Origin of the sequence: Oceanobacillus chungangensis, assembly GCF_003369565.1 — a bacterium.
Lineage (GTDB): Bacteria > Bacillota > Bacilli > Bacillales > Amphibacillaceae > Oceanobacillus > Oceanobacillus chungangensis.
The window spans coordinates 273331-298222 of record NZ_PIOD01000025.1; the positions used below are offsets into that span (position 1 = coordinate 273331).

Sequence of the window (24892 nt, forward strand, 5' to 3'; positions counted from 1 at the left end):
AAAGTAAATAGAACTTACCATTCGTTAAAACGAGTATAAAAAAATTGCTTCGTCGAAAGATAAGCAGGAACAGGTAATACTGTTCAATTCCCCCGAGGAGTGATCAATGATGGCTAACAACAATCGTAATCAATTGTTAGTGCCTAATGCGGAAAATGCAGTGAACAAGATGAAGGAAGAAATAGCCAATGAATTCGATGTGGAACTTGGAGCTGACACAACTGCGCGTGAGAACGGATCGGTGGGGGGCGAGATGGTCAAACGAATGATTCAGATCGCTGAAAAAAGTATGGCAAATCGAAAGCAGGAGTAAGTGAAGAATACTGCTCTCGATGAAAAATGGTGTCTCAACATGAGGCACCATTTCTTCCAATTTTATTACAGATTTACTTTACTCTTTAAATTTACCTTTTCAATCCAATCAAAAGAATCTTCTGATTTCCCATATTGGATTGATGTGATTGTATCATATAGCTTTTGAGATAATTCGCCAATTTCTCCATTATTAATTACGAGATGCTCGCCATTCCAACGGAGTTCACCAATTGGTGAGATGACTGCTGCAGTTCCAGATCCGAATGCTTCCTCCAACTGTCCGCTTTGATGTGCTTCATATAATTCCTGCATGGAAACTCTTCGTTCGGAGACAGGGATATTCCAATACTTTAATAATTGCAGAACGGAATCCCTAGTGATACCAGCAAGAATACTTCCATTTAATTGTGGAGTAATAACCTCTCCATTTATTTTGAAGAATACGTTCATTGCGCCTACTTCTTCAATATATTTACGTTCCATTCCATCAAGCCATAGCACTTGTGAATAGCCTTCCTTTTCAACAATTTCCTGTGCTTTTAGACTAGCTGCATAGTTACCACCAGTCTTCGCTTCACCAGTTCCACCTTTAACCGCACGAACATACTGATCCTCTACGGCGATTTTTACTGGGTTTAATCCTTCTTTGTAGTAAGAACCAACAGGTGACATGATAACGATCAATTTAAAATGTTTTGACGGTGCCACACCAAGATATGGTTCAGTCGAGATAATAAACGGACGAATGTAGATTGACGTTCCTTCTTCGTGAGGAACCCAGTCTTTGTCTAAAGCTAAAAGTTCTTTAATACCTTTGAGTACCAAGTCCTCATCAACCTGTGGAATGACAAGTCGATCATTAGAAAGATTTAAACGTTGAAGATTCTTTTCCGGGCGGAAGAGCTGAATCTCACCAGTTTCTGTACGATATCCTTTTAATCCTTCAAAAACGGATTGGCCGTAGTGAAAAATCATTGAAGAAGGTTCTATTACAAGGGGTTGATAGGGTACAATACGTGCATCATGCCATCCAATTGGCTCTGCATAGTCCATTATGAACATATGATCAGTAAATATTCTGCCAAATTCTAATTGGTTTTCATTAGGTTTTTCCTTCTTGTTGTCAGTTAATTCTACTCGTATTGTTTGGTCTTCCATCTCACTATCTCCTCGTTTACTGAAAGTTTTTCTATATATCATAATAGAAAATTTATTCTAATGCAAGCCTCTTTTTAGAAAATTCATGTTAAATTATAATTAGGACTTTTTCTAAAAAAATGCTCGAGGAGTTGAGAGAAGTTGATAAAAGCAGTTTTATTTGATTTAGATGATACATTGCTATGGGATGAGAAAAGTGTAAAAATGGCGTTTGAGTTAACATGTAAAGTTGCAAGTGATAAATTTGGAATCAATCCAGATACATTCGAACGTAAGGTGAGAGAGAATGCCCGGCGTCTATATGCAACGTACGAAGTTTACCCATTTACACAAATGATTGGAATTAATCCTTTTGAAGGACTTTGGGGTGAATTCGATGATGAGCGGGAGGAATTTCGTCAATTAAAAGAAATTGCGCCTGCATACAGAGAACAAGCATGGACTCTTGGTTTGCAGGATGTAGGGATTGATAATCCTGAATTTGGACTTGAACTTTCGGAATTCTTCCGAACGGCTAGAAAAGAAAGTCCATTTCTCTATGATGATTCATTATCTGTTCTTGAACTGTTAAAAGGTGAATATAAGCTATTGTTAATCACAAATGGTTCACCAAGCCTACAAAATTTGAAACTTGGAATAACACCAGAGCTTGCTCCATACTTCGATGAAATTATTATTTCCGGTGATTTTGGCAGAGGAAAACCAGATCAAACTATTTTCGAGCATGCGCTTGCAACACTTTCGGTTGATAAGAGTGAAGCAATTATGGTCGGAGATAATGTGAATACAGATATCCTTGGAGCAAATCGTGCTGGGATTCCGTCTGTATGGCTAAATCGACATGGTAGGGAAAAAGGCGAAGTGAAACCAACATATGAGATTTCGAGTCTTACTGAGTTGTTGAGTATTTTAGAAAATAAGTAAATGTAATGTGTCCCAAGCAATGTTTATCTAGGCATCCTGTACCGCTTTTATCGTGACATGGGATTTTTCAGGGGCATTTATGAGATTTTTAAATCAGATAAAGTTTATTGTCTGAGGTTTAGGATATTGGCAGTGGAGTTGCTTTATCAGCGGGAGCACCGGGAAATCAGCAGGAGAAAAAATAAATCAGCAGGAGCACCGGGAAATCAGCAGGAGAAAAAATAAATCAGCAGGAGCACCGGGGAATCAGCAGGAGAAAAAATAAATCAGCAGGAGCACTGGGAAATCAGCAGGAGAAAAAATAAATCAGCAGGGGCGCCGGGAAATCAGCAGGAGGAAAAATAAATCAGCAGGAGCGGTGGTAAATCAGCAGGAGAAAAAATAAATCAGCAGGAGCACCGGGAAATCAGCAGGAGAAAAAATAAATCAGCAGGGGCGCCGCCAAATCAGCAGGAGCTCAGGGATTTCACCACGAACTTCCCCAGCCGCACCGCAAAAACAAACAATTCATAAATCCAGTAAAAAAATCAACAAACCACCTAATAAACATAAAACAAAGGAGTAATCTAACCCGAACAGATTACTCCTTTTCATATCACTTTATAGTAAGTCAATAGCAATAACGTCTTTTATTTCTTCTAAATTCTTTAGTTCTTCTAAAGCGTCCTGCTCCAAATGCTTGTCAATCGTTAGCATCATGATTGCATTCCCGCCAATGTCAGACCGATCAACTTGCATTGTTGCTATATTCACATTATGCTTCGCTAGCATGGTACCCATTCTACCAACAACACCAGGCTGGTCAATATGTTGGATGACAACCATATGTCCTTCAGGTGTAACATCAACATGATAATTATCAACTCTGACAATTCGTGGACCAAAACCATTTAATAATGTTCCGCCAACTGTTCTCTGTTTTGATTTTGTCTTAATTTCTACGCTAATTAAATTCGTGAATCCTTTAAGTACTGATGTTTTATTCTCGTTAACGGTAATTCCATTTCTTTCTGCAAGAAATAATGCATTGACGTCATTTACATTACTTCCAAGATGACGCTTCAGAATTCCCTTTACTAAATTTCTTGTTAGGGCTTTAACATCCATTTCATATAACTCACCAGAATAGGAGATGCTAATTTCTTCTGCAACTTCCTTCGTTAATTCGATTAAGAATTCTCCTAATCGTTCTGCTAAATTAAAGTAAGGTTCAATTTTTGCTAATTCCTCTTTTGGCAGAGATGGAAGATTTACCGGATTCTTCACCATATCGCCATTTAAAAAGCTAATAACATCATGACTAACATCGATTGCTACACTTTCCTGTGCCTCGACTGTGCTCGCACCTAAATGTGGTGTTGCAACAACCTCGGGAAGCTCCAGCAATTTGTGATCCATGAATGGTTCCTGTTCAAATACGTCCAGTGCAGCGCCTGCTACTTTTCCAGATAAAATTGCATCATATAGTGCATCTTCATCAATAATGCCACCACGGGCACAGTTGATAATTTGTACACCGTCTTTCATTAAGGAGAAGGCTTGCGCATTAATCATATGTCTTGTTTCTTTCAATAACGGAGTGTGAACTGTGATGAAATCTGCTTGTTTGATTACTTCTTCAAAAGTACCGTAACCAATTCCTAATTTCTCTGCTTTTTCTTCCGTTAGAAATGGATCAAAGGCTATGACGTTCATCCGTTGTCCTTTCGCTCTTGTAGCAACTTCAACACCAATTCTTCCAAGTCCTACAATTCCAAGCGTCTTGTTTTTCAACTCAACACCGACATATTTCTTGCGGTCCCATTTCTGATTTTTCAGTGCGTGGTATGCTTGTGGGATGTTTCTTGATAATGCCATTAGCATTGCCATCGTGTGTTCTGCAGCAGAATTGGTATTTCCGTTTGGTGCATTGACGACGATAATCCCATGCTCGGTAGCAGCATCAAGGTCGATATTATCGACACCAACACCTGCACGTCCAATGATTTTTAAATTTGTCGCTTTACTGATTAGTGAGCGGGTAACCTGAGTTTGACTGCGTACTAAAAGCGCATCAAATTCATGAATTCGCTCTTCCAGCTGTTCTGCTGACAAGCTTGTATCCATAACAATATTGACATTATTTGCCTGACGAAGTGGGTATATTCCTTCTTCGCTAAGTGGATCACTAATTAAGATTTTAAAGCTCAAGATAAATCCCCCTGTTGTAAATAAATTTCTTGGGCAGCCTTTACACCCTTGCCAAGATCGATTCCTTTACCAATTTTCACCATGCCAAGCTCGATAATCCCTATCGTTTGTAATACTTCGCTAGGCGAGCAGTAGCCCATATGACCAATCCGGAATATTTCTCCCTTAAGGTGTTGCTGTCCGCCAGCAATACTTAGCCCAAATTCATTTTTAATCACTTTTCTTAAATCTTCTGCTGCGAAATCTGCTGGGCGAACTGCTGTTACGGTTGGTGATGCTGATTGGTCATTTGTTAAGAGTGGTATATCATGCGCACGAAATGCGGATCTCGTCATGTTCATCATAAGCTGGTGTCTTGCATAAACTTGCTCCAATCCTTCTTCATCAAAGAGATTCAGCACCTGTTCCAAACCAAATAATAGGGAGGTTGCAGGTGTGAACGGTGTTGAGTCCTCTTCACTGCTGCTGCGGTATTTTTTTAAATCGAAGTAAAAGCTTGGCTGTTGATTTGCTTCGATTACTTTCCAGGCCCGGTCACTAGCGGCGATCAAGGTTAAACCTCCGGGCAGCATGAACGCTTTCTGTGAACCAGTAACAAGAACATCAATACCCCATTCGTCCATTTTTGTTTCAACACCAGCTACACAGGAAACACCATCAACTACTATTAGTGCATTGGAGTACTCATGGACAGCCTTTGCTAATTGGTCAATTGGATTGAGTACTCCTGTTGAAGTTTCGCAATATGTTGAGAAAACGACACTGACATTCGGATGCTCATGCAGTGCTTGCTTAAGTGCTTCTGGTTTTACAGCCTCTCCCCATTCAACTTCTAACTCATGTACCGTGATATTGTATTCCAGGCAAATTTTACTAAAACGTTCTCCAAAGGCTCCAGTGACAATGACTAAAACTTCGTCACCTGGCATTACCGTATTAACGACTGCCGCTTCAAGGCCTGCTGTTCCACTGCCGGCTATCAATAGCACATCTTGCATTGTACCGAAAATTGGCTTTAAACGTGGCTTGATAGATTGCAATAGTTGTTTGGTCTCATTTGCTCGATGTCCAATCATCGGTTTACTCATTGCCCGGGTAACACTTGGTGGAATTGGACTAGGTCCAGGAATCCTTAGTAATTGTTGATCTGCTAGCATTTGTTAGTCCCCCTTAGTCATTACTGAAGTAAAATAATTATTTATTATATTCGTATTATAAGTGTTGTCGATATATTTTACTAATTGTAAATTATCCTCGGAAACTATGTAAACGCTTTACCATTTGCTGTTATTGACTTATTATTTTCAAAAGAATAAATAGATTGAACTATTGGAAAGTTAGTCATATAATAGTTCGAAAGGAAGGTGGCAAATATTATGACAAAAGATTTACGGATAAAAAGTAATGCATTCGATGGTACGATGCGAGCACCAAACCGTGCCATGCTGCGTGCTGTCGGTTTGACAGATGACGATTTTAAGAAACCAATGATCGGGGTTGCCGATACGGAAAGTGAAGTAACACCATGTAACATACATATGGGTTCATTATCTCTAAGAGCGAAGGAAGGAGTACGTGATGCCGGGGCAGTTCCGTTTTTATTCCATACAATAACTGTTTCTGATGGGATTTCAATGGGAACACCAGGGATGCGTTATTCCCTGCCAAGTCGTGATATCATAGCCGACTCAATCGAGACAGTAGTCGGGGCGGAGAACTTTGACGGACTTGTAGCAATTGGTGGTTGTGATAAGAACATTCCGGGCTGTATGATTGCCATTGCCAATGCGGAAATTCCATCTGTATTCGTTTATGGTGGTACGATTGCACCTGGTAATTTGAATGGCAAAGACATTGATCTTGTTTCTGTATTTGAAGGTGTTGGAAAGCATAATAACGGAGATATTACGGATGCAGAATTAAAAGCAATCGAATGTGCAGCATGTCCAGGAGCTGGTGCCTGTGGTGGGATGTATACGGCAAATACAATGGCGTCTGCTGTTGAAGCACTTGGTATGAGTCTTCCAGGAAGCTCTTCACATCCAGCAGAGTCATCGGAAAAAGCAGTTGATTCTGAAGAAGCAGGACGAGCAGTAATGAACCTTTTAGAAAAAGGAATCTATCCAAAAGATATTATGACAAAAGAAGCATTCGAAAATGCGATTACAGTTGTAATGGCACTTGGAGGATCAACAAATGCCATCCTTCATTTACTTGCAATAGCCCATGCAATTGAAGTTGATTTAACGATTGATGACTTTGCCAGAATTCAAACGAAGGTTCCGCATCTTGCAGATTTGAAGCCGAGCGGAAGATTCGTAATGGAAGATTTATTTAAAGTTGGTGGCGTACAAGGTGTTATGAAGTTATTGCTTGAAGCAGGCTACTTACATGGAGACTGTTTAACAGTAACAGGGAAGACTGTCGCAGAAAACTTAAGTGATGCACCGGGACTTAAAGATGGACAAGAAATTATTGCTCCACTTGATAAACCAAAACGTAAAGATGGTCCATTGATCATTCTAAAAGGTAACCTTTCTCCTGAAGGTTCTGTTGCGAAGGTTTCTGGTGTGAAAGTTAAAGTACATACAGGTCCTGCACGTGTATTTAATACGGAGGAGGAAGCAACAGCTGCAGTAATGAGAAATGAAATTAATGAGGGTGATGTGCTAGTAATCCGTTATGTTGGTCCAAAAGGTGGACCGGGTATGCCGGAAATGCTATCCATTTCTAGTATTCTAGTAGGTAAAGGTCTGGGAGAGAAAGTAGCATTACTTACAGATGGTAGATTCTCAGGTGGTACACATGGACTTGTTGTTGGACATATTGCTCCTGAAGCACAGGTTGGAGGCCCAATTGCATTTCTTAAAGAAGGTGACATGGTAACTGTTGATTCAGAGAATAAACAATTAACCTTCAATGTGTCTGAAGATGAATTAGAACAACGTCGTGCTGGCTGGGTTGCACCACCTTTATACAAAAAAGGTGTCTTAGGTAAATATGCACATAATGTTACAAGTGCATCACGTGGCGCTGTGACAGATTATTTAAATAGGGATTAAGTGTAATTAGAAAATAACTCCAGGATTTCATTCTGGAGTTATTTTTTGTGATATGCAATATATTGCATTTTAAATGATTGAATGAAAAAGATGAGATTACAACTTTATTGCTCTTTTATATACTTTATTAATATTTTCATAAAGAGAATTAATTTAGAATGGGAACATATATTATATCTAGAAAAGAATAATAAACGTGTTAATAAAGTTCATTATTGTTCTAATAAAATGGATTATTTTATTAAAAAAAGGATTGTAACAATTTTTTAACAATTATTTTTATTTTCGAAAATTGCTTACTATATTAATGATGTAAACGCATCCAATATATTACAATTTATTGTAACTATCAAAAAACTTAAAAAAACCTATTGACCCGCGTTCGAAAACATTATATGATTAATCGCAATATAAAGTATTCTAAATCATTTATACTTTAGTAAACAATTTCGTACATTTAAGTAATTAGATTTAAAAATGAAAATAGAATAACGACGAACTCGATGACGGGATAAAAGGAATAATAAACATGTATTTACAGAGATCTAGGGTTGCTGGAAGCCTAGAAATACATATTATTCTGACATCTTCCCTGAGTGCTAAGCTGAACGGTATTATTCCTATTAGGTTTGGCCAGGTGCAATTATTGTACCTGTTATCAGTGAGGCTACTTGGTAGCCTTATGAGGTAGTATTCGTAAGGATGCTGCAAACCTGGGTGGTACCGTGAAAAGAAGACTCTTTTCTCCCCAATTATTTCTGGACATATGCAGATTTATGGGGGGAGTAGGGTCTTTTTTTATAGCCCAAAACTGTATTAAAGTAACTTGTTAATTCATTACTCCCGTAAAGAAGGGAATTGACAAAGGATAAATTGAAGGAGGTATTTGAAATGAAGATGGAGGCGAAACTTGAAACACAATCATCGAAGAAATTAAAAACAGGTGCAGATCTATTAATTCAAACGTTGGTTGATGCTGAAGTCGATACGATCTTTGGGTATCCGGGTGGTGCAGTATTACCAATTTATGATGCACTTTATCGCAGTGATGCGCCATTTCAGCATATTTTGTCACGACATGAGCAAGGTTCAATCCATGCAGCGGAAGGATATGCTCGTGTCACTGGGAAACCAGGGGTTGTCATTGCTACCTCGGGGCCTGGTGCAACAAATTTAGTGACAGGTATTACGGATGCGATGATGGATTCTTTGCCACTTGTTATTCTTACTGGTCAAGTTGGAAAAAGTGTTATTGGTACAGATGCATTTCAAGAGGCAGATATAATTGGAATCACAACCCCGATTACGAAGTATAATTATCAGTTAAGCAATATTGCAGATATGCCAAGAATCATTAAAGAAGCTTTTCATATTGCTTCAACAGGACGTCCTGGACCAGTAGTCATCGATATTCCAAAAAATATTTCCGAAGTATTAACAAGTGATGAATATGACAGCGACTTTTATCTTCCAGGATATCAACCAACAATTAAGCCGAATGTATTACAAATTACAAAGCTAGCAGAGGCGTTAAGTCATGCTAGAAGGCCGCTTATCTTGGCAGGTGCAGGTGTATTATTCGCTGATGCATCAGAGGAATTAAGGAAACTTGCAGAGGAGTATCAAATACCAGTTACAACAACCTTGCTTGGCTTAGGAGGTTTCCCAGGATCTAATGAATTGGCATTAGGAATGGCAGGAATGCATGGAACGTATACAGCAAACATGGCAATTCAGGAATGCGACTTATTAATCAACATTGGGGCAAGGTTCGATGATAGATTAACAGGTAATATTAAAAAATTTGCACCTAAAGCGAAGGTGGCTCACATCGATATTGATCCAGCTGAAATTGGAAAAAATATTAAGACAGATATACCAGTTGTTGGGGATGCAAAGAAAGCAATTAATGAATTAATGGATTGTACGATTAACGTACAAAGCCATGCGGAATGGCTCGAAAAACTACAAAAAGATAAAGTTGATTTTCCATTATGGTATGAACGATCAGATAAGTTAATTTCTCCACAATGGTTAATCGAACAGATTAGTTCAATAACGAATGGCGATGCAATTGTGACAACAGACGTTGGACAGCATCAAATGTGGGCGGCACAATTTTATAATTTTGATAAACCGAATAAATGGGTTACCTCTGGAGGGCTTGGTACGATGGGCTTCGGCTTCCCAGCAGCAATTGGTGCCCAATTAGGCAGACCAGATGAATTAGTAGTTGCTATTGTTGGTGATGGTGGATTTCAAATGACCCTTCAAGAACTTTCTGTTATTAAACAACGTAACCTTCCAGTTAAAGTAATTATTGTTAATAACGAAGCACTTGGGATGGTACGTCAATGGCAGGAAAGCTTTTATGAAGAGAGATATTCAGAATCATTATTATCTGAAAATCCTGATTTCGTGAAACTGGCAGAAAGTTATGGCATTCGTGGCGAACTAGTAACAAGCGAGACAGATGTTCCAGAATTGCTTAAGGATATTTTCTCCTATGCTGGTCCAGTAGTAGTTGACTGTCGTGTTGAACGATTAACCGTTGTTAATCCAATGGTAGTGTCTGGTACAGGACTAGATGAGATGATTGGGGTGAAGAAATGAGAAGAATCATAACTGCAACCGTTCAAAACAGAAGTGGTGTATTAAATCGAATAACTGGAATGCTATCAAAGCGTCAATTTAATATCGAGAGCATTTCTGTCGGTGCTTCTGACGTAGAGGGAATTTCAAAGATGACCTTTGTAGTTGAAATGAGTGATAGCCAGAAATTAGAGCAACTGACGAAACAATTAAATAAGCAAATCGATGTATTAAAGGTATCTGACATTACTGATAATGCAATCGTCGCTAGGGAATTAGCACTTATTAAAGTTAGCAGCAATAGTCAATTACGCGCTGAGATACAAGGAGTGATTACTCCATTCCGCGCAAGTGTGATTGATGTTAGCAAGGATAGTCTAATTATTCAAGTAACAGGAAAGCCAGAAAAGGTCGATGCACTCATCACCTTGCTCAGACCATATGGAATTAAAGATTTAACAAGAACAGGTATAACAGCATTCACAAGAGGACACCAACCAGATCAACAAGTTACTAATATCAATTCATTTTCTATCTTATAAGTCGCGTTCGCTTCTTAACTAGTAAACTTGTGGATGTTCTGAGCAGTTTCCATAGCACAAACCTTACTAAATAGGATCTAACACGTTTCGATTGTCCCTATTTTATATAAATTGTGGTTTATTTTTCAATCAAGACAATTGAAAAGCTGGAAAAAAGTATTTCACGCACAATCTGAGCGAAGGAAATACCGGAGACTCCTGCGGGAGGAAAGGTCTCGGTGAGACTGCGAAGTGCGATAGCACAAGGAGACTCACCAGCCGCCCGCGGAAAGCGTATTGTATTTCCGGAGCGACTGGCATTAGAGCAGCCAACATCCAAAAGCAGTTCGCTCTTAATAATAACTGCTAATTATTATCCATCAATTGAAAATGCAACAACCTATATAGTAAAAAACAAAAAATAAAACTAACAGTCGAGAGGGAGATTAATATGTCAAAAGTACTTTATGAAAAAGATATTCAAAAAGAGGTATTACAAGGGAAGAAAATCGCAGTAATTGGATATGGTTCACAAGGGCACGCACATGCACTTAACTTAAGAGAAAGTGGTTACGACGTTGTTATCGGACTAAGAGCTGGTAAATCTCAGCAAAAAGCAGAGGAAGATGGCTTTACAGTTTATCCAGTAGCAGAAGCAGTAAGCGAATCAGATGTAATCATGATCCTATTACCAGATGAAAACCAAAAACAAGTATATGAAGAAAGCATTAAACCAAATCTAGCAGCAGGAAATGCATTAGTTTTCGCACACGGATTTAACGTTCACTTTAGCCAAATCGTACCTCCATCAGATGTCGATGTATTCCTTGTAGCGCCAAAAGGACCTGGACATTTAGTACGCAGAACCTATGAATCTGGCGCAGGAGTTCCAGCATTATATGGTGTTTACCAGGATTACACTGGAAGTGCAAAAGAGCTTGCACTTGCTTATGCACAGGGAATTGGTGCAGGCAGAGCAGGAATCTTAGAAACTAGCTTCCAGGAAGAAACAGAAACAGATCTATTCGGAGAGCAAGCAGTATTATGTGGTGGTGTGACAAGCTTAGTTAAAGCAGGCTTCGAAACATTAACAGAAGCAGGATACCAACCTGAAGTTGCCTACTTCGAATGTATGCATGAACTAAAATTAATCGTGGATCTTCTATATGAAGGTGGACTTGAAAATATGCGCTATTCAATCTCTGATACAGCACAATGGGGTGACTTCGTATCTGGACCACGCGTAGTTAATGAAGATACGAAAGCAAGAATGAAGGACGTATTAACAGATATCCAGACTGGTAAATTCGCGAAAGATTGGATTCTTGAAAATCAAGCTGGTCGTCCACAGTTTAACGCAATCAATGCAGCAGAAAACAAACACCAAATCGAAACAGTTGGAAGGGAGTTAAGAGATTTAATGCCTTTTGTAAAACAGCCAATCCAAACAAAACAAAAGGAAGTGAAGCAGCATGTCACAAATTAAAATCTTTGATACAACGCTTCGAGATGGGGAACAGTCCCCAGGTGTAAATTTAAATAAGCAAGAAAAGTTAGAGATTGCTAGACAGCTAGAACGCTTTGGAGTAGATAGAATGGAAGCGGGATTCCCTGCTTCCTCCAAAGGTGACTTTGATGCAGTGAAACTAATCGCCGATACGATTAAGGATTCATCAGTTACCGGACTTGCTAGAACGATTAAATCTGATGTTGACGCAGCATGGGAAGCTTTAAAAGGTGCTGCAGAGCCCCGGTTGCATTTATTTATTGCAACATCAGAGCTTCATATGCGTGATAAACTCGTAATGACCCCAGATCAAGTAATTGAATCTGCGGTTAGCATGGTAACCTATGCGAAACAAAAATTCCCGCAAATTGAATGGTCAGCAGAAGACGCATCGAGATCCGATTTGGCATTTTTAGCTAGAATTATTGAACAAGTGATTGATGCTGGCGCAACGGTGATTAATCTTCCTGATACGGTTGGTTATGCAACACCGGCAGAATATGGCAAAATGTTCCGTTACATTAAAGAAAATGTGCCGAATATTGACCGTGTTGCATTATCCTGTCATTGTCATGATGATCTTGGTATGGCGGTTGCGAACTCGATTGCAGCGGTAGAGAACGGGGCAACTCAAGTAGAAGGAACGATAAATGGTATTGGCGAACGTGCGGGTAATGCAGCATTAGAAGAAGTAGCAGTTGCCTTGAAAATTCGCTCCGATTTTTATCCATATGAAACGAGACTACAATTAAATGAAATTAAACGTACGAGTGACCTAGTTTCAAAATTGACTGGAATGTATGTGCAGGCAAATAAAGCGATTATTGGCCGTAATGCATTTGCACATGAATCAGGAATTCATCAGGATGGTGTGCTGAAAAATGTCGAAACATACGAAATTATCACTCCGGAAATGGTTGGTGTCTCGTCCAATACATTATTCCTAGGTAAGCATTCTGGTCGCCATGCATTTAAAGATAAAATAAAAGAATTGGGTGTAGAGCTTACAGATGAAAAACTAAAGGAAGCCTTCAACCAATTTAAAAAATTAACAGATCATAAAAAAGAAGTAACAGATGATGATATCTACACGATTGTAATGGAAATAAAAACCGATTCAGCTGCTGTCAATAAATATCAATTAGAAATGTTCCAAGTGCAGTATGGGACAACAAATATTCCTACAGCTACAGTCGTATTGAAGACTCCAGAAGGAGAAACAGTACAAACAGCATCTACTGGAAAAGGAAGCGTGGAGGCATTGTATCAAACATTAGACAATTTAATTCACGAGGAATTACAGCTAATCGATTATCAAATTAACTCAGTAGGTGGCGGGAAGGACGCTCTGGCTGAGTCTTATGTACAGTTGAATGTAAATGGAGAAACGATGAATGGCCGTGGAGCTGCACAGGATGTACTTGAAGCTTCTGCAATTGCATTTTTAAATGCAGTAAATCGCTATATTGTAGGGCAGCAAACCGCAGAGCTAAAGGAAGTTGTGAACTAAGAAAATGGAAGGGGGTCCCAATTTATGAAGAAGAATATTGTTTTACTTCCAGGTGATGGAATTGGACCAGAAATTATGGAATCGGCAAAGATTGTTTTAAATACAATTGCAAGTGAATACAATCATGAGTTTACTTTTCATGAGCATGCAATTGGTGGTAACGCAATCGATCGATTTAATAATCCACTTCCAGAGGAAACAATTCATGCTTGCGTTGCAGCAGATGCTATTCTTTTAGGTGCTGTTGGTGGAAAGAAATGGGATAATAATCCTTCACATTTACGACCAGAAAAAGGACTGTTAGGTATCCGCAAAGCTCTTGGGCTTTTTGCGAATCTACGTCCCATCAAAGGATTTAAGTCCTTGCTCCATGCCTCTCCATTAAAGGAAGAAAAAATTTCGGGAAGCGATATTTTAATCATTCGTGAACTAACAGGTGGACTTTACTTCGGTACACCTAGTGAACGACGCGAAAATGGAGATATCGTTGTCGATACCCTTTACTATGAGCGACATGAAATGGAAAGAATTATTGAAAAAGCATTCCAAAGTGCGATGCAAAGAAAGAAATTATTAACATCTGTCGATAAAGCGAATGTACTCGAATCAAGTAGAATGTGGCGAGAAATTGTTGATGAAAAGGCCAGTGTTTATCCAGAGGTTGAAGTGGAGCATTTACTTGTTGATGCTGCTGCAATGAAATTGATAACTGAGCCAAATCATTTTGATGTAATCGTTACGGAAAATTTATTCGGCGATATTTTAAGTGATGAAGCATCAGTATTAACGGGTTCCCTCGGGATGCTGCCATCTGCTAGTATTCGTACGGATGGAGTTGGTCTTTACGAACCAGTACATGGCTCAGCGCCAGATATTGCAGGAAAGGGAATCGCCAATCCATTAGGTATGATTTTATCAACTGCGATGATGCTAAGACATTCGTTTGGACTTGAACAAGAAGCGGCTGAAATTGAAAAAGCAGTTAATGAAACATTAGAGCAAGGTTATCATACTGCAGATTTACAGATAAAAGATGGCAAGCTTGCAGGAACCAAGGAAATAACCGATGCAGTTATTGAAAATTTAACAACAAAGAGTATCTCTAATAGTATTTGCAACATGTATGTCTGAAATAAGAAATGAAGGCTACTGTTCAAAGACGGACGCAGATGAAGGAGACCGAATAACGCGTGATTTTTCGCGTTTCTAGTGTCAATTAATTATGCCGGGGTCTTTAGGAGCCAGAGCTAGACAATAGTGAGGTGTGAAAAATGACGAAACCGGAAACGATTATTAAAAAAATATGGGATAAACACGTGGTTCACCAAGAAAAGGGAAATCCTGATTTATTATATATCGATCAACATTTAATTCATGAAGTAACTTCACCACAGGCGTTTGAAGGATTACGCATGAATAACCGAACCGTCCGTCGTCCAGACCTAACATTTGCAACGATGGATCACAACGTGCCTACAAAAGATAGGGAAAATATCAAAGATGAAATTTCCAGAAAACAAATGGAAACCTTAAAGAAAAATTGTGAAGAATTTGGAATAAAGCTTGCAGATATGTTCCATCCAGATCAAGGAATTGTTCATGTAATTGGACCTCAGCTTGGCTTAACCCAACCAGGAAAAACTATTGTTTGCGGGGACAGTCATACATCGACACATGGTGCGTTCGGAGCGCTTGCTTTTGGTATTGGAACGAGCGAGGTTGAACATGTTCTTGCGACACAAACAATCTGGCAAGAACAGCCAAAGACAATGAATGTTCATGTTGAAGGGGATCTAGGACCTGGTGTTACAGCAAAGGATCTGATTCTTGCTATCATTGCCAAGTTTGGTGTCAAATTCGGTACTGGGCATATTGTCGAATATACAGGTGCTGCGATTCGTAAGCTTTCAATGGAAGGCCGTATGACGATTTGTAATATGTCGATTGAAGGTGGAGCCAGAGCAGGATTAATCAGCCCTGACCAAACGACGATTGATTTTCTTCGTGGTCGTGAATATGTACCACAAGGTGATGCATATAATGAGATTGCAGAACAATGGCTTGCCCTTGCAACTGATGAAGGAGCAGAATATGATGCAACCTTAACAATCCAAGCAGCCGAAATTGAACCACAGGTATCATGGGGGACGAATCCAGCAATGTGTGTACCAATTAGTGGGGCAACACCGAGCATAAGCGATGTGGAACATAAGGAAGATGTACAAAGAGCGTTAGATTATATGGGACTGGAAGAAAATCAACCAATTACATCAATTGAGATTGATCATGTTTTTATCGGCTCATGTACGAACTCCCGTCTTGCAGACTTAGAAAAAGCTGCAAGGATTGTAGAAGGGAAAAAAGTAAAAGAAGGAATAAAAGCGATTGTTGTTCCGGGATCATTCAGTGTAAAACTGCAAGCTGAAGAAGCAGGACTTGACAAAATCTTCTTAGAGGCAGGATTTGAATGGCGTAACTCTGGCTGTAGTATGTGTCTAGGAATGAATGACGATATTATCCCGCCTGGTGGCAGATGTGCATCAACATCAAACCGTAACTTCGAAGGAAGACAAGGGAACGGTGCACGTACCCATCTTGTTAGTCCGGAAATGGCGGCGGCTGCAGCGATTGAAGGACGATTCGTCGATGTACGTAAATTTGTAGGTGTATTGAATTAGGAGGGAATGAGATGGAAGCTATTAAACAACATCAAGGACTTGTTTTTCCTTTGAATCGTGCCAATATTGATACAGACCAAATCATCCCGAAGCAATTTCTTAAAAGAATTGAACGTACTGGTTTTGGACAATTTTTATTTTTTAATTGGCGTTTTGATGATGAAGGAAAAGAACGTGCAGACTTTGCATTGAATCAACCAAAATACAAGAATACTAGTGTACTCCTAGCCGGAGAGAACTTTGGCTGCGGATCATCTAGGGAGCATGCACCATGGGCACTCTTGGATTATGGGTTTAAAGTAATTATTGCACCGAGCTTTGCTGATATTTTTTATAATAATTCATTAAAAAATGGAATTATTCCTATTAAAATGGAAGAGACTCAGCTTAATAAATGGATGGAACAAGCAGAAACTGGTAAACTAGTATTAGATATCAACCTAAAAGAACAGACTATTACCGATGAAGAGAAGCTTGTCGTACCTTTCGAAATTCCTGAGTATCATAAAGAGAAGCTTTTAAATGGTTGGGATGATATTGCATTGACTTTACAACATCAAGAAAAGATTGAACAATTTGAAAGTTCATTATAATATGTGACACCTCTTATAATATTCTTTTGTGAGAATTATCATTTACTCATGAAATGAAAATAATTAAACAAGGAAGTGGCCTAATTGGGGATTGCTTAACCGGTGAGTTAGTACACAATGCGATGAAGCGCTTGGCGCCAATCGTCCATCGTACACCAATACTCACATCAGCGACAACAAATCAGTTACTTGGAAAACATGTCTATTTTAAAATGGAAAATCAACAAAAAACCGGTGCATTTAAATTCCGAGGCGCAAGCTATAAGCTAATGCAGCTATCAAAGGAACAATTAGGGAAAGGTGTCATTACTGCCTCTGCAGGAAATCATGCACAGGGGGTTGCGCTAGCCTCTAGAAAATTAGGGGTTAATGCAACAATATTCATGCCAGATAACACGCCGCTGGCAAAAGTAGAAGCAACCAGGAACTACGGGGCAACTGTCGTTCTTACTGGTGAAAGCTTCCAGGAAGCATATACAGCTTCATTAGAAAAACAAATGGAAAGCGGTGCTACTTATATTCATCCCTTTGATGATTACCAGCTAATGGCTGGCCAAGGAACAATCGCGATGGAATTATTACGTCAGGAAGACCGAATTGATACCATTATTGTTCCAATTGGTGGAGGTGGACTGATAAGTGGTATTGCGGTTGCAGCAAAATATGTAAATCGTAACATTAGGGTCATCGGTGTTCAAGCAAGTGGTGCATCTGCTGCATATGATAGCTTCCATTCTAAAAAGAAAATGAAAACAAGTACTGTATCGACAATTGCTGAAGGCATTGCCGTTAAAGAGCCAGGAGAGCATACACTACCACTAATCTATAATTATGTAGATGATGTAGTAACTGTAACAGATGAAGAGATTGCGTCTGCTATTGTCTACATGCTGGAGCGAAATAAAACATTAGTCGAGGGTGCTGGTGCTGCGGCAACTGCTGCATTATTTGCCCATAACGATCAAATTAACTCCCGTCATTGTGGCGTTATTGTAAGTGGTGGCAACTTGGATATCAGCATGATGGCGAGAATACAGCAGCTAGCTTCAGAGGATCGACATACAGTAAGGAAATCTTTAATCGCCCTCTAAAATTACGGATTTAAATTAACCTAGCATAATAGCTAGGTTATTTATATAGGGAATTAAATTAGAGATTTTAAAGGTGATTTCTGGTGGTTGTCGCACTGGAAACAGGAAGAATAGATTACTTTATTTGACGACTAAGCGATTATTTTCCCTATAATAGAAAGTTTCTCAACAGAATTCGCTATATATAAAGAAAAAGTGGATAAAAGTATATAATCCAAGGAGATAAATCACTATTTTTCACGCTTGATGAAATGCCGTCATCCCTTTACTGGCCTAACTAGTTGTACGAAAAGCGAAAATTTACTGATAATTAACAGATAAAACTTTCAGAAAACATCTTGCTTTTCTGAAATTATTCACTTATAATTCTTTATAATATATTAAGATTTATTTACGAAATCATTTCAAATTTAAGGTCCATTCATAAACTAGAATATTTGTTAACGAAAGATTAGATTGTCTAAATTTGGGGAAAAAGTTTATGTTATAGATTTTTAGTTCTTTATAATTATAATTATCGGAAAAGTAAAATAAATATAGTTGTATAAGTGAATTGTTTCACTGTATTATTTTAGCTTTAATTATTTGAACATTTCATTCAATGATAATATTCCGATATTATGTAGAAAGATTGAAAACGCTTAAGTGAAGGCCATTTGAGACAGAGTAAATTAGTACTTAGGGGTGAGAAGTATGCGTAATAAATTGCTTGAAATCAATAATTTAAAAACATCCTTCAGAATCGGTGATAACTATTACGCTGCTGTGGATGATGTATCACTAACAGTGAATAATAATGAAATCTTAGGAATAGTAGGCGAGTCTGGTTCGGGAAAGAGTGCTTTGGCATTTTCCATTATGGGTTTACATACACGGGCCAAAATTGAGGGAAATATTTTTTACAAGGGTCAAGATATTGCAAATATATCACCTGCGAAATTAAATAAATTACGTGGTGATGATTTGGCGATGATATTTCAGGATCCGCTTACAGCATTGAATCCTCTCATGAGAATAGGCGATCAAATCGCCGAAACATTAATTTTACATAAACCAGAAATGTCACAGAAGCAGCGAAAAGAACGGGTACTTGAATTAATTGATCTTGTTCGAATTCCTCGACCGGAACATGTGTACGAGCAGTTTCCGCATGAATTATCCGGTGGGATGAGACAACGGGTTGTGATTGCAATTGCGATTGCCAATCGTCCAGATTTGCTGATTGCAGATGAGCCAACAACAGCATTAGACGTGACAATACAAGCGCAAATACTAGATTTAATTCGAGAATTAAAAAATGATTTAGACTCAGGTGTTATCCTAATCACGCATGATTTAGGTGTAGTGGCAGAGATGGCTGACAGAGTTGCCGTGATGTATGCCGGACAAATTGTAGAAATTGCAGAGGTACATACATTGTTTGAGAATCCGCTGCATCCATATACGAAATCGCTACTTAATTCTGTCCCCACTGAAGGACAGGAGAAACTTCACGTCATCCAAGGTGTTGTACCATCATTACAGAAGCTTCCGCGTAAAGGCTGTCGTTTTGCCGCGAGAATTCCTTGGGTAGATGCATCTGCACATGAAGAATACCCAGAATTACATGAAGTCGAGCCTGGTCACTTTGTACGCTGTACTTGTTATAGTCATTTTTATTTTCCAGATGAAAGCAAGGAGGCATACGCTCATGGCAATTCTTAAGGTGAATGATCTAAAAGTATATTTTCCAATTAAAGCTGGAATTTTTAATCGAACGGTAGATCATGTTAAGGCAGTTGATGGGGTTTCATTTTCGATTGAACAAGGAAAAACATATGGTCTAGTAGGGGAATCGGGCTCTGGTAAAACAACTACTGGCAGAGCTGTAATTGGCTTAGAAAGTATTTATTCTGGAAAGGTTATGTTTAATGGCAAGGATATAACGAACTTTGGACGGAAGAACAGTGCATTAAGGAAAGATGTTCAGATGATCTTCCAAGATCCCTATTCATCACTAAATCCAAGAAAACGAATTCTAGACATTATTGCTGAGCCACTTCGAAATTTTGAAAATCTATCAATGCAAGAGGAAAAAAAGAGAGTTCAATCATTATTAGAGATCGTCGGATTAAGTCCAGAAAGTATCTTGAAATATCCGCATGAATTTTCTGGAGGTCAAAGACAGCGGATTGGAATTGCAAGAGCAATCGCAGTAAGGCCGAAACTAATTATTGCAGATGAACCAGTCTCAGCACTTGATGTTTCTGTTCAAGCGCAAGTACTGAATTTCATGCAGGACATTCAAAAGGAACTCAATCTTACTTATTTATTTATCAGTCACGATTTAGGTATTGTAAAGCATATGTGTGATGACATCGCGATTATGTATAAAGGTCGCTATGTTGAACAAGGGACTACTGCAGATATATTTAACAATCCACAGCATATTTATACAAAGCGACTCGTTTCAGCAATTCCTGATATTAATCCAAGAAATAGGGAGAAGCAGTACCATTTTCGCCAAGAGGTACAAAGAGAATATGCAAATTCCTACAATGACTACTTTGATAGTGAAGGATTGGCTTATGGATTACAACCTATATCGGATACTCATTTAGTAGCTTTGCCAGAGAGAGGGTGAACATCAGATGTGGAAATTTATCGTTAGAAGAATATTAATTACAATTCCTCAAATCATTCTCCTTAGTGTTTTACTTTTTTTACTGGCACAAGCAATGCCGGGTGATGCACTATCAGGTTTGGTGGATCCAAACGTCAGTCTGGAGCAAAAGAATGCATTAAGAGAAAAACTTGGATTAAATGCTCCATGGTATGAGAAGTACGGGGAATGGGCATCAGGGTTAGTGCAAGGTGATTTAGGACAATCCTTCCGGTTTAAAATGCCTGTATCTGATTTGATAGAGCAGCGTATGATCAATACATTTTGGTTGTCACTCGCAACATTAATTATTACATATATTATTGCAATTCCATTAGGTATATTGAGTGGTCGATACAATGATACCATTCTCGATTCTTCGATTACAGGTTATACATATATAGGATTTGCGACGCCGTTATTTATTTTTGGACTTGTGATGCTTTGGGTATTTGGCTATCAATTGCAATGGTTTCCAACGAGTGGGAGTGTCACCCCAGGTCTTGAACCAGGGTCATTTGAATATGTATTAAGCAAGGCACAGCATTTATTGCTGCCAGCCATCTCAATGGCGTTAATTCAAACTGTTTCAACGGTTCAGTATTTGCGAAGTGAAATAGTAGATACAAAACAAAGAGAGTTTATTATTACTGCTAGAGCTAAAGGTGCTTCTGAATCTCGGGTCTATAACAAACATATTTTAAGAAACTCACTATTGCCGATTGCAGCATTCTTTGGTTATGAAATTACATTTCTAATCGGGGGAACCGTCTTTGTCGAAATGATCTTTGGATTTCCGGGTATGGGTCAGCTCTTCATTGAATCGATACTCTTACGTGATTATAGTGTTGTAAACGCTGTTGTATTAATATTCGGGATCGCAGCGATTCTAGGGGCGCTTTTATCAGATATTATCTTAAGTCTCGTTGATCCACGTATCCGTATTAAATAGAAATCAAGCTAAGTAGTTAAGAATATATAAAAAAATTCTTAACGAATAAGTGTAACTAAGGCTGTCACCGAAAGGCCTTGGTTAAACCCCAGTTTTCTAAACTTTGGAGTGATAAATATGGAAGTAAACAATACAAATTTAGCGAATCAAATACAGGATCCTACAAAAAGTCCATCTGGTCTAAAAATCTTATGGAAAGAAATTGTCAGGGATAAGCTTGCTCTCGTTTCATTAATATTATTGACACTTATCACGGTATTTGTTTACGGAATTGCTTTTGTTTTAGACCAAGATGAAATTGTCAGGGTAGATCTGTTTGCAATCCATGAGCCACCATCAGAGGAATTTATCTTAGGAACAGATTATGGTGGTCGTGACATATTTGGGCAATTAATTATCGGGACGCGAAACTCGCTTTCTATTGGATTTTTAGTAACCGCAATCAGTGGTATATTTGGAATTGCCTTTGGGTTGATTGCTGGATACTTCGGAGGCTATACAGACAATGCGATGATGCGTGTCCTCGACTTCTTCCAAGTTTTACCGTTCACGATGCTAGTCATTGTGTTTGTATCAATTGTACCGAATTATACGATATTAGCATTCTCTATCATTATGGCAGCCTTTAACTGGATGGGGATTGCAAGATTAATCAGGTCAAAGGCACTTCAAGAGAAGGAACTGGATTATGTACAAGCATCGAAAACGCTTGGTACATCGCATACGAAGATTATTTTTAGAGAAGTGATGCCAAATATTAGCTCTCTAATTATTGTAACGATGACATTGAATTTAGCGGCAAATATCGGAATTGAATCAGGTCTCTCCTTTTTAGGATTTGGTTTTCCTGAAAGTACACCGAGTCTCGGTACATTATTAAGCTATGCGACAAACCCACAAACATTGGAATATAGATGGTGGATCTGGGTACCAGCTGCCATTCTGATTCTAGTAATGATGCTAATGGTCCGAAATGTAGGCGAGGCATTAAGAAGAGCAACAGATGCAAGACAGAGAAGGGGTTAACATAAAGCTAGAATTGGAGCATATTTAAGGGGGGATGTGCAGAAGAATGTAGGTGATGGATAATGATGAATATGTTACTTTCATCGATATTTTCTAATATTGATGTTTAAGTATAGAATCAGTCAGGAAATCAATTTGCGGCTGATGAAATGAAGGATAAAAAAGGGGAGGGTACAAGAATGAAACAGACAAAATGGCTTTTGGCTCTAATGCTTGCATTGGTTCTAGTATTAGCAGCATGTAGCAGCGGCGGAACTGATGAGGAGAAACCAGCTGATTCAGAAGATCCTGCTACAGACGAAGGTACAGATGAGGGTGCAGAGGAAGACGCTGACGCAGAAGAACCAGAAGAAGAGGCAGATAGTGGGGATAATCTATATTCAATCGATGACTTTAGCCCTGATAAGACAAACGAAGGGGATGCTATCGATGGAGGTACACTAAACTACGGTTTAGTATCTGACACAGCTTTCGAAGGTATACTTAACCCAGTATTTTATGAAGGTAATCCAGACTTTCTTGTTATGAAATTCTTTGAAGATGCTGATGGTCTTTTAAGTATTGAGAATGATAACTTTACTTATACACAAGATGGTGCAGCAGAGTGGGAAGTTGATGAAGCTGGCACAACCTTTACAATTAAAATTCGTGATAATGTAAACTGGCATGATGGTGAACCAGTTAAAGCAGAAGATTTAGAATTTGCGCACGAAGTAATTGGCAGCCCAGATTATACTGGAATGCGTTACTATGCAGTTGAAAATGTTGTTGGAATCGATGAGTATAATGCTGGAGAAGCAGATAAAATCTCTGGGATTGAAGTTGTCGATGAAAAGACAATCAAAATTACATTTAAAGAAGCAAATCCATCATTATTAGCTGGTGGAATTTGGACTGCACCAATGCCAAAACATATTTTTAAGGATATTCCAGTAGCGGAGATGGCTGAAAGTGATGCTGTTCGAGTGAACCCAATTGGCTATGGACCATTTAAAGTAGAACAAATTACTCCAGGAGAATCTGTAACATACACAGCAAACGAAGATTACTGGCAAGGTGCTCCGAAGCTTGATGGGGTAACATTAAAGGTAATTCCACCTACAACAGTAGCAAATGCATTAGAAACTGGTGAAGTTGATATAGCTCAACCATTCCCAACGGATCAGTATCCAGATGTTGAGCAAAAGCTGACGAATGTGGAATTCTTAGGGCAGCAAGAATTAGGTTATACGTATATCGGCTTTAAATTAGGTAAATTTGATGCGAAAAAAGGTGAAAGTGTTACAGATCCAGATGCAAAAATGGCTGATGTAAACTTACGTAAGGCAATGTGGTATGCAGTAGATAATAATGCAGTAGGTGAAAAATTCTATAATGGTCTGCGCTGGCAGGCAACAACATTGATTATTCCACCATTCAAAGAGTATCACGATCCATCAATTGAAACACCAACATATGATCCGGAAGAAGCGAAGCGTATTTTAGATGAAGCTGGTTATGTAGATGTTGATGGTGATGGTCTTCGTGAAAATCCTGATGGCGAAGAATTAGTGATTAATTTTGCTTCAATGTCAGGTGGAGATGTTGCAGAACCAATGGCAAACTATTATGTTCAAGCATGGAAAGCTGTTGGACTAAATGTTCAACTATTAGGTGGAGGACTAGTTGAATTTAACAGTTTCTATGATAAACTTGAAGGCGATGACGATGAAGTTGATGTTTATCAAGGCGCATGGGGTACTGGAACAGATGTAGACCAAACAGGATTATACGGTCGTAATGCTGGTTATAACTATACACGTTATACAAGTGAAAAGAATGATGAATTACTAGCTGCAGGTGCATCAGAAGCTTCATTGGATCCTGCATATCATCAAGATATTTATAAACAATGGCAAGAATTAATGGTTGAAGATATTCCTCTATTCCCGACGCTTTACCGTTCTGAATTAACACCGGTTAACAACCGTGTGACAGACTTTTCGATTAAGGTATCATGGGTGAAATGGCATGAAGTTGGTGTAACTCAAGAAAAACCTTTACTTCCATAATTATTATAATTTCAAAGGGGGCTCGCTGTTGCAGCGGGTCTTCTTTTTATTAAAACGAAGTCCTTTCTGTAATCTGGGTAT

Annotated in this window: 20 protein-coding genes; 17 read left to right on the forward strand and 3 right to left on the reverse strand. The window is 38.7% G+C overall.

Translation table 11 applies throughout. The features are described 5' to 3' along the window. Positions 1 to 109: 109 nt before the first annotated feature. Positions 110 to 313 carry an alpha/beta-type small acid-soluble spore protein gene (locus tag CWR45_RS17510; protein WP_115751126.1) on the forward strand — a complete coding sequence of 68 codons (204 nt, stop codon included), beginning with the start codon at positions 110 to 112 and terminating at the stop codon, positions 311 to 313. A 65-nt stretch (positions 314 to 378) separates the two neighbouring features. Here the strand turns inward: CWR45_RS17510 and CWR45_RS17515 are convergent, their stop codons facing one another. Further along, positions 379 to 1473 carry a branched-chain amino acid aminotransferase gene (locus tag CWR45_RS17515; protein ID WP_115751127.1) on the reverse strand — a complete coding sequence of 365 codons (1095 nt, stop codon included), beginning with the start codon at positions 1471 to 1473 and terminating at the stop codon, positions 379 to 381. Between the two features lie 141 nt (positions 1474 to 1614). Between CWR45_RS17515 and CWR45_RS17520 the strand changes: the two genes are divergently transcribed. After that, entirely contained in the window at positions 1615 to 2397 is a 783-nt protein-coding gene (locus CWR45_RS17520) for an HAD family hydrolase (RefSeq protein WP_115751128.1), read from the forward strand. Between the two features lie 600 nt (positions 2398 to 2997). Here CWR45_RS17520 and serA read toward each other — a convergent pair. Continuing rightward, entirely contained in the window at positions 2998 to 4587 is a 1590-nt protein-coding gene (serA, locus tag CWR45_RS17525; RefSeq protein WP_115751129.1) for a phosphoglycerate dehydrogenase, read from the reverse strand. Further along, positions 4584 to 5744, reverse strand: a complete 1161-nt coding sequence (locus CWR45_RS17530; RefSeq protein WP_115751130.1) for a pyridoxal-phosphate-dependent aminotransferase family protein — start codon at positions 5742 to 5744, stop codon at positions 4584 to 4586. The genes serA and CWR45_RS17530 overlap by 4 nt, the downstream gene beginning before the upstream one ends. 219 nt (positions 5745 to 5963) lie before the next feature. Here CWR45_RS17530 and ilvD point away from each other — a divergent pair, with 219 nt between their 5' ends. From ilvD to opp4A, 15 genes are all read left to right on the forward strand, one after another. Then, positions 5964 to 7649, forward strand: a complete 1686-nt coding sequence (gene ilvD / locus CWR45_RS17535) for a dihydroxy-acid dehydratase (RefSeq protein ID WP_115751131.1) — start codon at positions 5964 to 5966, stop codon at positions 7647 to 7649. Between the two features lie 891 nt (positions 7650 to 8540). Continuing rightward, the gene (gene ilvB / locus CWR45_RS17540) at positions 8541 to 10262 is read left to right on the forward strand and encodes a biosynthetic-type acetolactate synthase large subunit (RefSeq protein ID WP_115751132.1); all 1722 of its coding nucleotides are present in this window, start codon (positions 8541 to 8543) and stop codon (positions 10260 to 10262) included. Then, positions 10259 to 10783: an acetolactate synthase small subunit gene (gene ilvN / locus CWR45_RS17545; RefSeq protein WP_115751133.1), complete on the forward strand. Its 525-nt coding sequence runs from the start codon at positions 10259 to 10261 to the stop codon at positions 10781 to 10783. The genes ilvB and ilvN overlap by 4 nt, the downstream gene beginning before the upstream one ends. 218 nt (positions 10784 to 11001) lie before the next feature. Then, positions 11002 to 11187 (forward strand): hypothetical protein, encoded by a 186-nt coding sequence (locus CWR45_RS17550; RefSeq protein WP_115751134.1) that lies wholly within the window; start codon positions 11002 to 11004, stop codon positions 11185 to 11187. 26 nt (positions 11188 to 11213) lie between these two features. Then, positions 11214 to 12248: a ketol-acid reductoisomerase gene (gene ilvC / locus CWR45_RS17555; RefSeq protein WP_115751135.1), complete on the forward strand. Its 1035-nt coding sequence runs from the start codon at positions 11214 to 11216 to the stop codon at positions 12246 to 12248. Further along, a complete protein-coding gene (locus CWR45_RS17560) occupies positions 12235 to 13779 on the forward strand; it encodes a 2-isopropylmalate synthase (RefSeq protein WP_115751136.1) in 1545 nt (514 codons plus the stop codon). Before ilvC ends, CWR45_RS17560 begins: the two co-directional genes overlap by 14 nt. Positions 13780 to 13803: 24 nt before the next feature. Beyond that, complete coding sequence (gene leuB / locus CWR45_RS17565; RefSeq protein WP_115751137.1) at positions 13804 to 14910, forward strand: 3-isopropylmalate dehydrogenase; 1107 nt, start codon at positions 13804 to 13806, stop codon at positions 14908 to 14910. A 140-nt stretch (positions 14911 to 15050) separates the two neighbouring features. Continuing rightward, positions 15051 to 16457, forward strand: a complete 1407-nt coding sequence (gene leuC, locus CWR45_RS17570) for a 3-isopropylmalate dehydratase large subunit (protein WP_115751138.1) — start codon at positions 15051 to 15053, stop codon at positions 16455 to 16457. An 11-nt stretch (positions 16458 to 16468) separates the two neighbouring features. Then, the gene (gene leuD / locus CWR45_RS17575) at positions 16469 to 17050 is read left to right on the forward strand and encodes a 3-isopropylmalate dehydratase small subunit (RefSeq protein ID WP_115751139.1); all 582 of its coding nucleotides are present in this window, start codon (positions 16469 to 16471) and stop codon (positions 17048 to 17050) included. A gap of 53 nt (positions 17051 to 17103) precedes the next feature. Continuing rightward, positions 17104 to 18141 (forward strand): threonine ammonia-lyase, encoded by a 1038-nt coding sequence (ilvA, locus tag CWR45_RS17580; RefSeq protein ID WP_170138902.1) that lies wholly within the window; start codon positions 17104 to 17106, stop codon positions 18139 to 18141. A gap of 693 nt (positions 18142 to 18834) precedes the next feature. Further along, entirely contained in the window at positions 18835 to 19845 is a 1011-nt protein-coding gene (locus CWR45_RS17585; protein ID WP_115751140.1) for an ABC transporter ATP-binding protein, read from the forward strand. Further along, positions 19832 to 20764 (forward strand): ABC transporter ATP-binding protein, encoded by a 933-nt coding sequence (locus tag CWR45_RS17590; RefSeq protein ID WP_115751141.1) that lies wholly within the window; start codon positions 19832 to 19834, stop codon positions 20762 to 20764. Before CWR45_RS17585 ends, CWR45_RS17590 begins: the two co-directional genes overlap by 14 nt. Positions 20765 to 20771: 7 nt before the next feature. Then, positions 20772 to 21734 (forward strand): oligopeptide ABC transporter permease, encoded by a 963-nt coding sequence (gene opp4B / locus CWR45_RS17595; RefSeq protein WP_115751142.1) that lies wholly within the window; start codon positions 20772 to 20774, stop codon positions 21732 to 21734. Between the two features lie 117 nt (positions 21735 to 21851). Then, complete coding sequence (locus tag CWR45_RS17600) at positions 21852 to 22760, forward strand: ABC transporter permease (RefSeq protein ID WP_115751143.1); 909 nt, start codon at positions 21852 to 21854, stop codon at positions 22758 to 22760. A 179-nt stretch (positions 22761 to 22939) separates the two neighbouring features. Next, the gene (gene opp4A, locus CWR45_RS17605; RefSeq protein ID WP_115751144.1) at positions 22940 to 24811 is read left to right on the forward strand and encodes an oligopeptide ABC transporter substrate-binding protein; all 1872 of its coding nucleotides are present in this window, start codon (positions 22940 to 22942) and stop codon (positions 24809 to 24811) included. The last annotated feature ends 81 nt before the right edge of the window (positions 24812 to 24892 follow it).